This window comes from Chryseolinea soli (assembly GCF_003589925.1).
GTDB classification, from domain to species: Bacteria; Bacteroidota; Bacteroidia; order Cytophagales; family Cyclobacteriaceae; genus Chryseolinea; species Chryseolinea soli.
In genome coordinates this window covers 6,726,327-6,741,093 of the sequence record NZ_CP032382.1, presented here as the reverse complement: position 1 = coordinate 6,741,093, position 14,767 = coordinate 6,726,327, and the positions used below count along the sequence as shown (strand labels likewise).

11 protein-coding genes are annotated in these 14,767 nt (G+C 53.9%); 3 read left to right on the top strand and 8 right to left on the bottom strand.

Annotated elements, in window-relative coordinates:
* Positions 1–23 precede the first annotated feature (23 nt).
* The 8 genes from D4L85_RS28110 to D4L85_RS28075 form a co-directional block, all read right to left on the bottom strand.
* Positions 24–1,325: a DUF1015 domain-containing protein gene (locus D4L85_RS28110; RefSeq protein WP_119757428.1), complete on the bottom strand. Its 1,302-nt coding sequence runs from the start codon at positions 1,323–1,325 to the stop codon at positions 24–26.
* 114 nt (positions 1,326–1,439) lie between these two features.
* Positions 1,440–3,488: a T9SS type A sorting domain-containing protein gene (locus tag D4L85_RS28105; RefSeq protein ID WP_119757427.1), complete on the bottom strand. Its 2,049-nt coding sequence runs from the start codon at positions 3,486–3,488 to the stop codon at positions 1,440–1,442.
* Positions 3,469–4,263, bottom strand: coding sequence for a PASTA domain-containing protein (locus D4L85_RS28100; RefSeq protein WP_228450653.1), 795 nt, complete (start codon positions 4,261–4,263; stop codon positions 3,469–3,471). The genes D4L85_RS28105 and D4L85_RS28100 overlap by 20 nt, the downstream gene beginning before the upstream one ends.
* 58 nt (positions 4,264–4,321) lie before the next feature.
* A complete protein-coding gene (locus D4L85_RS28095) occupies positions 4,322–4,918 on the bottom strand; it encodes a PASTA domain-containing protein (RefSeq protein ID WP_119757426.1) in 597 nt (198 codons plus the stop codon).
* An 89-nt stretch (positions 4,919–5,007) separates the two neighbouring features.
* Complete coding sequence (locus tag D4L85_RS28090) at positions 5,008–6,093, bottom strand: D-alanine--D-alanine ligase family protein (RefSeq protein ID WP_119757425.1); 1,086 nt, start codon at positions 6,091–6,093, stop codon at positions 5,008–5,010.
* Between the two features lie 93 nt (positions 6,094–6,186).
* Positions 6,187–9,189: a T9SS-dependent choice-of-anchor J family protein gene (locus D4L85_RS28085; RefSeq protein WP_119757424.1), complete on the bottom strand. Its 3,003-nt coding sequence runs from the start codon at positions 9,187–9,189 to the stop codon at positions 6,187–6,189.
* Positions 9,190–9,346: 157 nt separating this feature from the next.
* Positions 9,347–9,607 carry a NifU family protein gene (locus D4L85_RS28080; RefSeq protein ID WP_119757423.1) on the bottom strand — a complete coding sequence of 87 codons (261 nt, stop codon included), beginning with the start codon at positions 9,605–9,607 and terminating at the stop codon, positions 9,347–9,349.
* On the bottom strand, positions 9,607–10,701 hold the full coding sequence (locus D4L85_RS28075; RefSeq protein WP_119757422.1) for an Mrp/NBP35 family ATP-binding protein: 1,095 nt from the start codon (positions 10,699–10,701) through the stop codon (positions 9,607–9,609). The genes D4L85_RS28080 and D4L85_RS28075 overlap by 1 nt, the downstream gene beginning before the upstream one ends.
* Positions 10,702–10,849: 148 nt before the next feature.
* On the opposite strand from D4L85_RS28075, the gene dnaG reads away from it, so the two are divergent.
* The 3 genes from dnaG (at position 10,850) to D4L85_RS28060 (ending at position 14,749) form a co-directional block, all read left to right on the top strand.
* Positions 10,850–12,769, top strand: a complete 1,920-nt coding sequence (dnaG, locus tag D4L85_RS28070) for a DNA primase (RefSeq protein WP_119757421.1) — start codon at positions 10,850–10,852, stop codon at positions 12,767–12,769.
* 79 nt (positions 12,770–12,848) lie between these two features.
* Complete coding sequence (locus D4L85_RS28065) at positions 12,849–14,066, top strand: bifunctional 3,4-dihydroxy-2-butanone-4-phosphate synthase/GTP cyclohydrolase II (RefSeq protein ID WP_119757420.1); 1,218 nt, start codon at positions 12,849–12,851, stop codon at positions 14,064–14,066.
* Positions 14,063–14,749, top strand: a complete 687-nt coding sequence (locus tag D4L85_RS28060; RefSeq protein WP_160144052.1) for a hypothetical protein — start codon at positions 14,063–14,065, stop codon at positions 14,747–14,749. Before D4L85_RS28065 ends, D4L85_RS28060 begins: the two co-directional genes overlap by 4 nt.
* The last annotated feature ends 18 nt before the right edge of the window (positions 14,750–14,767 follow it).

Genomic DNA, 14,767 nt, shown 5'->3' with positions numbered 1-14,767 from the left:
GGGTTATTTTCTCTTCAATATAATCAGAACGGCCCATAAACCGGCAGCTCAAATTCCCCTTGGTGGATGGAAGTAAACAAAAAACCACCTACCACTTTGGGATAAAAGTAAGTGGACTTCTGCGGCATGGTGTATCCACTGTGGCAGACCTCCTTCACCTCTTCAATGGAAACTTCGTTGGTAATGATGGCCATGTCCGCTTCACCTTTTACCACACGCTTGAGGCAATCCGGAAAACTCCGGTCAAAGTCGATGTATTCCGACGCGCGCTGCTCTTTGCCGGGAATGCCCAGCACCTTTTCGATGATGAAATAGTGCATCACGGTGAGGTCCAGTGTTTTGATGGGGTCGGGGAACGGCCACGTCATGGTGGCCAGGACCTCGGGGCGGAGCCGAACTTTGTAAGCGCTGTCGCGGAACAGCAATCCAAAGGCATGTGACTTTCCCATGATAAGTTCGTCGAGGCTACAAGGGTCGTCGGCGGGCTTGATGACAAAATATTTTTCCAGCTTTCGCAGGATTTCCGTCTCGTCGAAACCCGGCAGGCCTGTGATGACCCGGTGCGTGGGTAAGATCCGCAGATCGCCGGCCTCGGTGTTGGTGAAGTACATGAGGTGAAAGTTGTAGCCCTCGTTGCCCCGGTGATGCGGGTTCGCAGCCATCTGCTTGTGTTTATAGATCAGCGACCCCTCATAGCGATGATGGCCGTCGGCCAAAATGATGGTCTTGCTTTCCATCACCTCCATGAACCGGCGGATGACGGCACCGTCGTGGATCACAGCCATCACATCGCGCACGCCTTGATAATCCTCCGTTTCATAAAGCGGAAATTGGATGGCTTCGTCCATGTATTTCTCCAGCGTAAAATCCGGATCGGTAAACAATCCGTGTGTTGGATTGACGTGGAGTTCTGTTTTTTCCAAGAGCTCAATGCGGTCGTTCACTGCCTTCGGGATCGTGTTCTCATGGCGCAGGATTACCTGGTCTTCCCAGTCGTAGGCGCGGATGTGTGCAATAAAACCTTTGCGGCAATATTCTTTCGGAGAGCCGGCGAGTTTGAAGTATTGATAATAGACATAGATCGCCGGGAGCTTGTCTTGCAGCAGCACATGGTCGGTCTTCCAGGCCTTGAGCAATGCTGCGGCACGGTCGGACGCGTTGGGTGGTTCGGGCACCGACAGGTGGATGCTGTTGAGCGGGTTTTGGTAGAGCGCTTTACGCTGCTTTTCCGACACCACATCAAACAACGGCGAGGTCAGCGTATCGATTGGGGGAGTGACTTCAGGGTTATAGCGCCAGGGGCGAATGGGTAAAATCTCGGCCATGTATAGAGTGTTCCGTTTCCTTAAAACGCTAAGATATTACTTTCGCCAGAACTTGTATGATCGAGGGAGTGGATGCCGTGCATCACCATGATCCCTTCCGTAAAAAGGCAATTTCTATCGCACAATGATCTTGCGCGTAGTGATCGTGCTGCCCTGCTGGATCTTCAGAATGTACAACCCGGCCGCCGTGTTCATCACGATCTTCTGCCGGTCGCCGCTGGGTTGGGCTGCGTGGGGCACGGTCTGGCCAGTGATCGTCAGTACCGTGAGTTTATCATACCGGCCCTGAATATAAAACTCCCCACTATTTGGATTGGGATACACACTAAATGCATCCAGGTCTTCCGGGATCCCGACTTTAACGTCGCCGTTGCCGAATACGGGCCGGATCATCAGGGAACCGTCGATGTCGCCAGGCACCCAGGTGCCGTTGGTGTTCACCGAGATCTTGTCGCCGTGACTGCTGCTCATATCAAGTCCAATTTTTAGCGTTCCACCCACGGGCGCTTTCCAGCCGATGTGGAAATTCTTGTTTACCAGGAAAGGCTCGACAATCCGCACGCGTTGAAATACATTCAGTCCCTTACGTTGAATGGTGACGCTGGGGAGGGTATACAAAATATCGCCGGGCAAACCATCGGCATCCTTGTAGACAAAGAAGTCAACGGTGAGGTTGCTGGTCAAGCCGTAGTCGGGTACATACAGGTCTATGCCGACGAGTGTATCCGGATCGTCCGTCACCATTTCATACTCAAAGGCGGCACGGTTGCCGGCTTGCGTGAGGCCGGCGGCATATTCGGCAACGCCGTCGTCGTACGCATAATAGTCTTTCATGAAATACTGCACGGTCAGCGTATCATTCAAACGGAAATCGATGGGAATAAAATTGGCGGAGTAGTCGTCTGCATAGTCGCCATTTTTATTGAACGTGTCACCGGTCAGCAGCCGTATGTTGAGACGGACCCGCGCAGAGTCTGCATTGGGATCGAACTGGGCGGGGTCGCTTCCGTCGGGGAGATATTTTATGGTTATGTTTCTCCTTTCCAGCGGCCCGATTACGTCGTTGTTATTTTCCCAGTTGATGGCGGCGGTGTCGGCCGGCGTGGTCGTGATGCTGGCAACGCCATCCACATAGTTCGTGAATGTTTTTTCGGTTCGGAAACTTACGGTAGTGAAACCGGGGGCGTGATCAACGGGATAATATTCCAATAAATTATACACGTCAAATTTCGGCGCCTGCAGCGCATTGACCAGCTTGAAGTGATCGTAAGGTATAGCCCGGTAGTTGCCCAAAAGACTCGTGGGCTGGCTGGCGATGGTCCGGTCGGGAAACGAAGTGTCGTTCTCGTTGCGCCCTTTGTTGAGGTAGACGTAGTCGACATTCCAGGTGTCGTATGGTCCCGACAAGCGGCCATAGTTCCGGAAGCGGAACTGGAAATCGTCGTGAAAGAATTCGTCGCCGTCTACTTTCACCAGCGTGTCATAGAAGACCGTAGCCTGCATGCTGGGGGTGGGGTAGATGGTCATGGCGGGCTTCCAAACGCCCGAACTGTTTTTGAATTCCACCTGCAGATAATCGGTAGCATCCGGCGGTTCCCCATTGCCCGCCCACTGGAAAAAGAAACTGAGATAAACGGTGTTGCGTTCCGCGACCGCCACGCTGGGGTCGCCCAGTTTGATGAGCTGCGACACGAGGCTGTCGCGCAAACCATTATTGATGACCACTTCGGAATACTTCACGTGATTACCGTCCAGGCCGTCGAACGTCGCCACATTGATGGACGGTGGATTGATGCCCATTCCGTTGTTGATCCACACGGTCTTATTGTAGGTACTGTCGTTCACCACATTCTGCCACAGCGAATCTATCGCAATGTTGGACAGGGTGTCGTCCGGATCATCCAGCGTCGTAAACGAGAAGTCATCAAAGAAAGGGAGCGACAAGGGCTCCACAGCTTGCGGCCGTGCCGCGGAATTGGGGCGTTTTTTTAAGGATGATTTTGCTGCTTTCGGCAGGGGAAAGGTTTGCCACTGGGCTTGCACCACCGGTTCAAAGAACACCATGAGGGCAGCAAACACCAGGATGGTCTTTAAGGCTAAAGGCCATCGCCCGCGAGGGAGATTGGTTGTTATTTTTTGTCTTTCAATTCTCACCGTTTTCATCGGGTATTTCGGTCCCTGGTTGGCCTATCCACAGATCAACGACGTCACCTACCTTTACCTTTTCATTGAGGTCAGGTTTTTGTTTGATGACCACGCCGGTTCCCCCCGTGGTATCGCCTACTACAAACACACTTCCCAGGCTTAGGTTGGTCCCTAAAATGAGGAATTTGGCATCCTCCAGGTCTTTTCCCATCATGTCGGGCACCTCAAAGGGGTCGTTTCCGCCATCCATGACGACGAGATCGATCGTTGAGCCCTTGGGCACGCGTTCGCCTGCCGCCACGGTGTGGCCCCGGTGTTTCATTTCTTTTACGACGTTGAAGGGACCCGCCACCAATTCGATCCTTCCCCGCTTCAGTTCGTTACTGCGCAACACGGCGTCAGCATTCACGACGGAGCCGTCCACAAGGTCGGGAACGGGAACGGTGGGGGGGTCGATGCGGTTCACGGAAATAAGGATCTTCCGGTCTTCCTTCACCTTGGCGCCCGCCGGCGGATATTGTCTCAACACCGTCAGCGGCGGATAATCCGACGAGTACGACGAATCGTTCACTTCATAACGGAGATTGCGCTTCACCAGAAAATCTTCCAGCTGACTGATCTGCATACCCTCCACATCGGGAACGGTGATGCTCATGCCGTGATTGGTGCTGCTGGGCAGGTAGGCATAAAAATACAAGATGGCGATCAGCAACAGGGCCGCGAAGGCCAGCAGCAGGTGAATGAGCATGCCGCCCAGCGTATCGCGTTTGAATTTCAGGATATCGAATTTCATAGGCTTCTATAAGCGGGTGCCACAACGTTGGTCGATGGGCAACCCGGTAGTTTAGTCGTTATTCATTTTCCAGGCCCACGGAATCTTCGGGCAACTCGCCTTCACCATCCATCACCACCAGATCAACCGTCGATCCCTTCGGTACGCGTTCGCCTGCTGCCAAAGTGCGTCCTCTGTATTTCACTTCTTTCACCACACGGAACGGACCCGAAACATATTCGATCCGTCCGCGCTTCAATTCATTGCCGCTCAGCAACGCGTCGGCGTTCACAACCGATGCGTCGACCAGGTTGGGCACGGGAACGGTGGGTGCGTCGACACGATTTATAGAAATCAGGATCATCCGGCCGGCCTTCACTTTGGAGCCGGCGGGCGGATATTGGCGCAGTACCGTGAGAGGAGGATGCGCTGACGAATATGTGGAGTCGTTTACGCCATAGCGGAGGGCGCGTTTACCCAGAAGTTCATCCAACTGGCTGATCGCCATGCCTTCCACGTTGGGCACGGTTAAGCTCCGGTCATGCAGGGTGGTCTCCGGCAAATACACATTAAAAAACAGGAGAGCGACCACCACAAGCGACGAGAACGCCAGCAACAGCTGAAGAAGCATGCCGCCCAACGTATCGCGTTTGAATTTCAGGAAATCGAATCTCATAGGCTTGTATATCCGGCGGCGACGACAAAAGTAGACGGCATCCGGGTGGTTTTCGTGTTTAGGGTATCCGCACTATACAAATATACACATCAGAATTTGAGGGACGATTGAAAATCGCGCTCTATGCGTTTGCCCCGGTCGTAACGCTCCTGGGCCAGGGTGAGCAGCCGCGTGATCAGTTCGGCAAAGCTCACGCCGCGCTCTTTCCACATCATGGGATACATGCTGGAATTGGTAAAGCCGGGGATGGTGTTGATCTCGTTGATGTAGATATTTCCTTTCTTATCCAGGAAAAGATCGATGCGTGAAAAGTCTTTGCAATGCAGGGCCTCGTAGGCTTTCACAGACGCTTTCCGGATCTTTTCGGCAATGGCCTTGGGCAACTTGGCGGGCACGTCGATGCGCACGGCATCGGGGTCCACATACTTGGCATCGAAGGTGTAGAATTCGTAATTTTTGCTGATCACAATTTCACCGGGCTGCGAAGCTTCCGGCGGGCTGTTGCCCAACACGGCGCATTCTATTTCGCGCCCCGTAATGTATTGTTCGGCCAACATCTCGTCATCGTATTTGAAGGCTTCTTCCACAGCCGCGGCAAAATCCTTTTTCGATTTCACCTTGGCCACACCCACGGACGAGCCGAGGCTGGCGGCCTTCACCATGAAGGGCAGTCCGAGTTTTTTCGAGAGGGCGGTGAAACTGATCTTATCTTTTTCGTCATAGCGGAACGTCACAAAGTCCGTCACCGGCAAACCGGCTTCGCGCATGAGACGCTTGGCCACGATCTTGTTCATGGATAGGGATGAGCCCAGCACACCGGTGCCCACCATGGGCAGGTCCATCGCTTTGATCAACCCCTGGATGCTGCCATCTTCACCATCGGTGCCGTGCAGCACAGGGAAGAGGACGTCGACGGAAAACTTTTCGCCGCTTTTCTCCAGCAGGAAGGTGGGCTTGCCGGCATTCAGTGAAAGTCCAAGCGTTTGTCCTTTCTGAATGTCTTTGCTAACGCCTTCGGTGAGAAACCACTGGCCGCTTTTGCTGATGCCGATGGGCAGGGGTTCGAATTTGGATTTGTCGAGGAACTCAAAAATGTTGCGGGCCGAATTGACCGATACGGCGTGCTCCACTGAGCGGCCGCCATAGAGGATGGCTACTTTCTTCTTTTTTGGCATGAAGGCGAGGTTTTCAATGCCGAAAGATAGTGAATAATAGAGGAAGGAACGCGTGCCGTTGAGCGAAGAAAAGCGTCGATGAGAGCGAAAATTCTAATTGATGACGATGAGCTTCTTCAAGTGCGTCTCCGATCCCGACGTCACCCGCACCAGGTAAACACCCGTGGCCACGGAGGAAAGCGAAAGGGGATAGGTTTGGTTGAGCACATCCGACAGGGTCTGTGTCATCAAGATCTTGCCCATCGTATCCACCACCTCTAATTCGACCGGTCCTTTTTGCGAGATGTTAAAGGTGATGTTGGCGTTGCCCCCGGCCGCTGGATTAGGATAGACCGTGAACGGTTCCGTGGCCTTGATGTGCGTTTCGGTGACAAAGAATTCGATGTTGTCCAGGTACAGGTTGTTGCCGTGGCCATTGGTCACCACAAAGGCGATGCGCACTTCGGGCTGGCCGGCCAGGCTGGTCAGCGTAGTGGTTTTTGTCGTCCAGTCTGAAGTCGTGGAGGGCTTCCAACTGGAGGTGGTGGCGCGGCCACTGGCCAGCGACGCGCTGTTGGCAGTGAAGAGTGTGTCCTGGTAGGTATTGCCGCAGTCGCGGGAAGCCAGGATGCGAAGCACGTCGTTCTTGGTGCTGTTCGCTGAATAGGAAACGTCAAACGATACGCTCGCTTCGGTGGCGTCGCCAAAGTCGAGCACCGGGCTCACCAGCCAGGCCTGGTCGTCGGCCACCGTGTTGTCGAAGGCGTTGAAGTAAACGGCCTTGTTGCCGGTCAGGTCGATGGGGCGCCAGATCATTCCGTCGGTCGGGTTCACAATGGTCCATTGTGGCGTGAAGGTTCCCTCGAAGTTTTGACGCAGGGGAATGAAGTCCTCTGATTGGTTGACGACGGTTTTTATATCCATCGCGTTGTCGGCTGTGTTGAAGTCCGGTTGCCCGTTGGGTTCGGAGAGTTCGAAATGGATGGCGTTTTCTCCGTCGGCCAACGGCAGCGAGTTCAAGGTAATGTCTTTGGTGGTGCCGCCGTCAATCGACAGCCCGGTGATCACCTGCGTGTAGGCATGGTCGTTGAGGGTGGTGGTCACCTTCAGCGAATTGATCAGGGTGCCCGAATTTTTCACCCGCAGCACCGGAACCGTTCCTTGCAGACAGGTGACGGGATAAGGCGAAAGCACTTTTTGCAATGTGGCGTCATAGATCGGCGTGGTGGTGAGCGACACGTTGTCGATGTACAGGTTGTTGCCCCAATCGTTCACCCCCACAAAAGCGATCTGCAGATTTTGCTGGCCAACATAGCTGCTCAGGTCAATCTGTTCCGTGCGCCATTGGTCGGCGGTGGGCACAAAGGCGCTGCCCGTGCTGTTGGTGGTGGCTAGTGTAGCACCTGATTTATCATACACGACGGTGCCTTGTGTGATGTCGGCGCTGCAGTTGGTCAGCACCACAACCTTGAGGCCATCGCTGCTGGATTGAAACCGTGCATAGGCGACGTCAAATTTGAGCAGGGCCGCTGGCGCGCCGATCAGGCTGAACGTGGGCGTGAGCAGGGGATCGATCTCGCCCAGGTTGTCTTCATAATTGAAAAAGTCCATCTCCATGGCTTTGTTCGAGCCGTTCACGGGCGTGGTGGCCAGCGCCCAGGTCACTTTCTGATCGGGGTTCTCGATCTTCCAGGTGCTCGGTATGGTGTTGAAGGGTTCCAGGAAAGGCAAGGCAATGCTATAGGGCACTTCCACCACTTGCTGTCCATTGTTGTTGTTGGACTGGCCATCGGTGGTGCCGTTGGTTTTCAGTACATTGAAGGTGACCAGGCTGGAGCCTACGAGGAAAATGAGCGGCGAGAAGCTCACCGTGGTGCTTTGCAGTGTGCCCAGCGCCGGGGCAAACGTAAAATCTTTTGTCTCCACCACACTGCCGTTCTCACTGATCTGGATCCGGGCCGATGAAATGGTGTTGGACCCATAGTTACGGATCTCGATGGTGGGCAACACCGGCGTGCTGCATTCTCCCGACAAAGGTGCCAGCACCGTCTTGATGCCCAGGTCGTTTACTACGGGCGCCGGGTCGTTCAGGCCATGCGATGTGAGCAGGCTCAGGCGGCGGGGACTGTTTTCGATCACGGTCGTCATGCGGGCTACCTGGCCTTCGGTGAACAGGTTCATGCACACGTCGTTGGTGTAGTCCATATAGTTTTGGAACATGGCGTCTACGCTACACGTTACGTGCGGCTGCGTGGGGCAACCGCTGGTGCTGCCGGATTGATTCGGTGTATCGTCTACATAGTCCGTGCCACTGCAGTCGGTGCCGTCATCGCCCCAGATGTGGCGCAGGCCAAAGAAGTGGCCGATCTCGTGCGTGGCCGAGCGTCCTTTGGCAAAGTTGGCCAACAAGCTGAAGTTGCCATAATCATTGGAGCCAAAGGCATCGTAGGCGATCACTACGCCGTCGGTCAGCCGGTTGGTGGAAGAGTTTTCGAGACCGTCGAGGTTCGACACGGGGAATTGCGCGTAGCCCAGCAGGGAGGTGAGGTCGCATACCCAAATGTTGAGGTAGTCTTCGGCCGGCCAATAGCTCAGGGCTTTCAGGTCATAGTTGTCGTTGATGCTCCACGAGGTCTTGGAGCCTTGCACGCGGTTGATGCCGGTGGTGGCCAACCCCTCCGGGTCTTGCTTGGCCAACACGAACTGCACATTAAAGCTGGCGGCCACGGACTGAAATTCGCTCGGGGTCTGGGACGCATCGGTGTTGAGCCGTTGATAGTCTTTGTTGAGTACGTCGATCTGCGAAAGTATCTGGGCGTCGGGGATGTTGCGGCCCACGCCCAAGGCCTCACCGTTGTGGATCACGTGCACCACCACGGGCACGGTGTAGGTAATGGTCTGGTCTCGTTGCGCGCTTTGGGTACGGGCTCTGGCGCTGATCTTTTGTTGCAGCCACTTTTCGAACTGGGGATTGTTTTCCAGCTTCAGCTTGTCGCTCAGCAGCTTGTTGTTGTATTCTACGGTGCCGCAGCGTTCCTGTGAAAATGCCGTCCAGGAGACCACAACGAGGAGGCATTGAAGGAATATAATTTTGAAGTAAGAGGAGTCAATCCGCACAGAGATCCTGGTTAAATACCTGCATCATTAATCTTTCAAATATAGTAAAGAGTAACCCTTTTGTAACAGCGTAACGCTGGCCGGGCAGAAAGTAATATGTATGCGTAGACCAATGCCGGAAAGAAATTGATCATTGGCGGGGATATGACGACAACGCCTAATGGTTTACCGGGGTGAGGTTGATCACCTCGATGGCTTTTATCTCGGGAACGTCGCGCTTGATGGCCGCTTCCACACCAGCCTTAAAGGTCATGGTAGACATGCTGCAATTGCCGCAGGCACCCACGAACTCCAGTTGCACCACATGGTCGTCCGAAATGTGACTGACCTTCACGTTGCCACCGTCGGCCTTGAGATAGGGACGGATGGAATCGAGTGAAGATTCAATTTTCAGGGTAAGTTCTTCTATCGTGCTCATCAGACTTTCAGTTCAACGCGTTGCGTTTGTGTAAAGTTAGCATTTCTTATGGCAATTTGACGTGCCAATGTTTTGGCCAAGTCTTTAAATACATCGGCGGTAACGCCTTCCTTCAATACGGCCGGGAGTCCGCTGTCGCCGCTTTCGCGAACGCTCTGCACCAAAGGCACTTGTCCTAGCAAAGGAACGTTGTATTTCTCCGCGAGGTTCTGTCCGCCGCCTTTTCCAAAGATATAATACTTGTTATCCGGCAATTCTTCCGGAGTGAAATAGGCCATATTCTCAATAACACCCAGAATGGGCACATTGATCTGTTGCTGGCGGAACATCGACATGCCTTTGTTGGCGTCGGCCAGGGCTACTTTTTGGGGTGTGGTCACGATCACGGCACCCGTCACAGGCACGGTTTGCACCAGGGTGAGGTGAATATCGCTGGTGCCGGGAGGGAGGTCGATGAGGAGGTAGTCCAGTTCGCCCCAGTCGGCGTCGCTAAAGAACTGCTTCAGGGCGGCGCTGGCCATGGGACCCCGCCACACCACCGCGCTGTCGGGCGGGGTGAGGAAGCCGATGGAGATCAGTTTTACGCCATATTGCTCGATGGGAATGATGATATTCTTCCCATTTACCTGTTTCACAGAGGGTTGCTCAAACTCGCAATTGAACATCACCGGGATGGAAGGGCCCGAAATATCGGCGTCGATCAGCCCCACTTTGGCCCCGGATTGCGCCAGCGCCACGGCCAGGTTGGTCGTTACGGTCGATTTGCCCACGCCGCCCTTGCCGGAGGCGATGGCAATGATATTTTTTACGCCCGGCAGCAGGGGAGCATTGTCGCGGAGGGTAGTTACCGAGCTGGTCATCTTGATGTTGATGGCCACATTGGCCCCTACAACCTTGTCGACGGCATCCTCGCAATCCTGGCGGATCTTCTCTTTGAGGGGGCAGGCGGGGGTGGTCAGAACCACCGTAAAACTCACGCTTTCAGGGCTTACGGTTACATCCTTGATCATGCCCAGGGTCACCAGGTCTTTCTTGAAATCGGGGTCTTCTACTGTCGAAAGGGCTTTGAGAATGTCGGCTTGGGTAAAACTCATCTAATTCCGTCGTGTTAAAGTGGCCGCAAGTTAGCGGTAAACTGTTAATGGTTAAAAGTTATTCGCGTATTATCCGAACCCCTATCTTTGACGCAAAGTTTGAGGAGGAGGCCTTATTTTTTTACTTCTCCCCAAGCAACGATAAAAGGTGATTTCCCGCGAGACCATAGACGACGTAAAGAACCGGGTCGACATTGTCGATGTGATCGGCGATTTTGTGACCCTCAAGCGTTCCGGCCAGAACTACAAGGCCCTCAGCCCGTTCACGAACGAAAAAACGGCGTCGTTCTACGTGGTTCCTTCCAAGGGGATCTTCAAGGATTTCAGCAGCGGCAAAGGCGGTGATGGCATCACCTTCGTGATGGAACACGAGGGGATGAACTACATGGAGGCCATCCGCTACCTCGCCAAGAAATACGGTGTCGAGATCAAAGAGGAAGCCCAGTCGCAGGAGTATGCCCTCCAGGCCACGGAGCGCGACAGCCTCTACATCGTGATGAACTATGCCAAGGAGCACTACAAACAGCGCCTGCTCCACACCGACGAAGGCACCGGCATTGGTTTAAGCTATTTCCGCGAACGCGGTTTCAACGACCGCACCATCGAGAAGTTCGAATTGGGCTATGCCATCAACGCCTGGGACGATTTCAACAAGCGGGCGTTGCAGGAAGGCTACCGCGAAGAGATGCTGGACAAAGCCGGCCTCATCATCAAACGCGACGACGGTCGTTTCTATGACCGCTTTCGCGGAAGGGTGATTTTCCCGGTGCACAACCTGGCCGGGAAGGTGATCGCCTTTGGTGCGCGCATTCTCACGAAAGAAAAAGATCAACCGAAATACATCAACTCTCCCGAAACGGAGATCTACCACAAGAGCCAGGTGCTCTATGGTATGTATCAGGCCAAGAACGCTATACGCCGCGAAGACTCCTGCTATCTGGTGGAAGGCTACACGGACGTGATCTCCATGCACCTGTCGGATGTCGACAACGTGGTGGCCTCGTCGGGTACGGCGCTCACCGAAGAACAGATCAAACTCATCCGCCGCTTCACGGAAAACGTGACGGTGCTCTTCGACGGCGATGCCGCCGGTGTGAAAGCGGCGTTGCGCGGTATCGACCTGATCCTGAAAGGCGGGTTGAACGTGCGCGTGTTGCTCTTCCCCGACAACGAAGACCCCGACAGCTTCTCGCGAAAGATGGGAAGCACGGCCTTCAAGCAATACCTGAAAGACCACACGCAGGATTTCATCTCCTTCAAGATCGACCTTCACGCCAAAGATGCGGGCCACGATCCCATCAAGAAAGCAGAGGCCATCCGCGATATCGTCAGCACCATTTCACTGATCCCGGACCCGATCAAACGGTCGGTCTATATCCAGGAGACCAGCCAGCTCCTGCGCATGTCGGAGACGGTGTTGCTCTCGGAGATGAACAAGATCGTGATCGGCGAGCGGAAGAAGAAAGACCAGGACCGCGGCCGCGAAGTCCAGGAGCCACCTCCCGATTTCATGAACGAGCCGCCGGTAACGGAAACGAAAGCCGACGAAAACACGATGGTGCAGTTGCAGGAACGCGAGTCGATACGCCTGCTCCTGAATTATGCTGAAAATAGCTATGACGAGCAACGCCTTGTCGATTTCATGCTCACCGAATTGGATGATGTGGAGTTCACCGATCCCATACTAAAAGAAATATACCAGGGCTTCAAAGACGGCGCCGAACGGGGCGAAGTGGTGGACACGATGTACTTTATGGAGCATGGCAGTGCCGCCGTGAAAGGCGTCGTGGCCGAACTCACCACACCCCGCTATGAAGTGAGCAAGCACTGGCCGGAAAAGAATATCTTCTTCCCCCACGAAAAGGAAGTTTTGCATGACCTGGCCTATACGAACGTATTGCGCCTGAAATTCAGAATGATACAGAAGCTGGTCGAAGACAATAAAGCAGAATGGCGAAAGGCTACCACCGAAGAAGACCAGGATAAGCACTTCACCATCCACGAACAATTAAAAAATGCAGAGAAAGAACTGGCGGTCATGCTCGGCATTGTAGTGAACAAAGGATAGCCAGGAACGCGCAAAAGAACTTTTTTGTTACTATGCTGACCCACCAGAAGGCGGTTTAAAACGAGAGGAAACAACGACTATGAGTGCTATAAAACTGAATACCATTGAGGAGGCCATCGAAGATATAGAGAACGGCAAAGTGATCATCGTGGTGGACGACGAAGACCGCGAAAACGAAGGCGACTTCATTTGCGCCGCCGAGTGCATCACCCCCGAGATCGTGAACTTTATGGCCACCCACGGCCGCGGCCTCATCTGCACCCCGCTGGTGGAAGACCGTTGTGATGAACTCGGTCTGCACATGATGGTGGGCACCAACACGGCCGTCTACGAAACGGCCTTCACCGTATCGGTTGACCTGATCGGCCACGGCTGTACCACCGGCATCTCCGCCCACGACCGCGCCAAAACCATCCGCGCCCTGGTAGATCCCGAAACCAAGCCCGAAGAACTGGGCCGCCCCGGCCATATTTTCCCTTTGAAAGCAAAACGCGGCGGCGTGCTCCGTCGCTCTGGCCACACCGAGGCCGCCATAGACTTTGCGCGACTGGCGGGGTTCAAACCCGCCGGTGTATTGGTTGAAATCATGAACGAAGACGGCACCATGGCCCGCCTGCCCGACCTGGTAAAAGTGGCCGAACGTTTCAAGTTGAAGCTGGTGACCATTAAAGACCTGATCGAATATAGAATCAAAAAAGAAACCCTGATCAAGCGCGAGATCGAGGTGGATATGCCCACGGAACACGGCCACTTTAACCTGGTGGCTTTTGACCAACTCAATACCAACGAAGTACATTTAGCGTTAGTAAAGGGAACCTGGGAAAAGGACGAACCCGTGCTGGTGCGCGTGCACTCTTCGTGCGTGACGGGCGACATTTTCGGGTCGTGCCGTTGCGATTGCGGACCGCAGTTGCACAAGGCCATGGAAATGGTGGACCGCGAAGGAAAAGGCGTGGTGCTCTATATGAAACAGGAGGGAAGAGGCATCGGGCTCTTGAACAAACTGAGGGCCTACAAGTTGCAGGAACAAGGGCTCGACACCGTGGAAGCCAACCTGCAACTGGGTTTTGATATGGACGAACGCGACTATGGCGTAGGTGCACAAATAATTCGTAACTTGGGTATAACAAAGATCCGACTCATCACCAACAACCCCAAGAAGCGTGTAGGCCTGATGGGCTACGGATTGGAGATCGTTGACAATGTGCCCATCGAAATTGTGCCCAATCCACATAACGAAAAGTATTTATTGACAAAACGCGATAAGCTGGGTCATACCATTTTAAAGCATACATGAGATTGTTTTCATTAGTTGGCATGCGCAAAGAAGAGAGAAGTCTTTCGCCCCGGATGGCGGGAGGACTTTTAATATTGTTAACCTTGCTGAGCACCGGCATCGCCCACGCTCAGTTCCCCTCCGAGCTCTGGCACGAAGGAAAGATCGTGTTGGTGGAAGGCGACACCTTGCGTGGCCTGGTGAAATACGACCTCTCCCAAAACCTGGTGCAATACACGATGGCCGACAAGCGCATCGAAGCCTTCAGCGCCCGCAAAGTATTGTTCTTCGAGATCTTCGACGCGTCGGTGCGCCGCTACCGGCAGTTCTTTGCGTTGCCTTATGTGGGCGCCGCCTCGGGTGCCGACTATAAAACACCGGTATTCTTCGAACTCCTCACCGAAGGCGCACTCACCCTGCTGTCGCGCGAATCGCTGGAGACCAGAATTTATAATAGCTCGCCTTATTATGGCGGCTTCTACAGCCCGATGTCGTCATATTCACGCGTAGTGTTGGTGTATACTTATTACGTGCTCGACGAGAATGGCAACATCACCGAATTCACGGGCAACAAGGCCGACTTGTTGCAACTGATGGGAAAGAAATCGGAAGAGGTCGAAAAATATATGAAAGCCAACAAGCTGCGGTATGAAGATCGCTCCGATTTTGTTAGAATTGTGGCCTATTACAACTCGCTGATGTAAGCGGGTATTTTTTTTCAG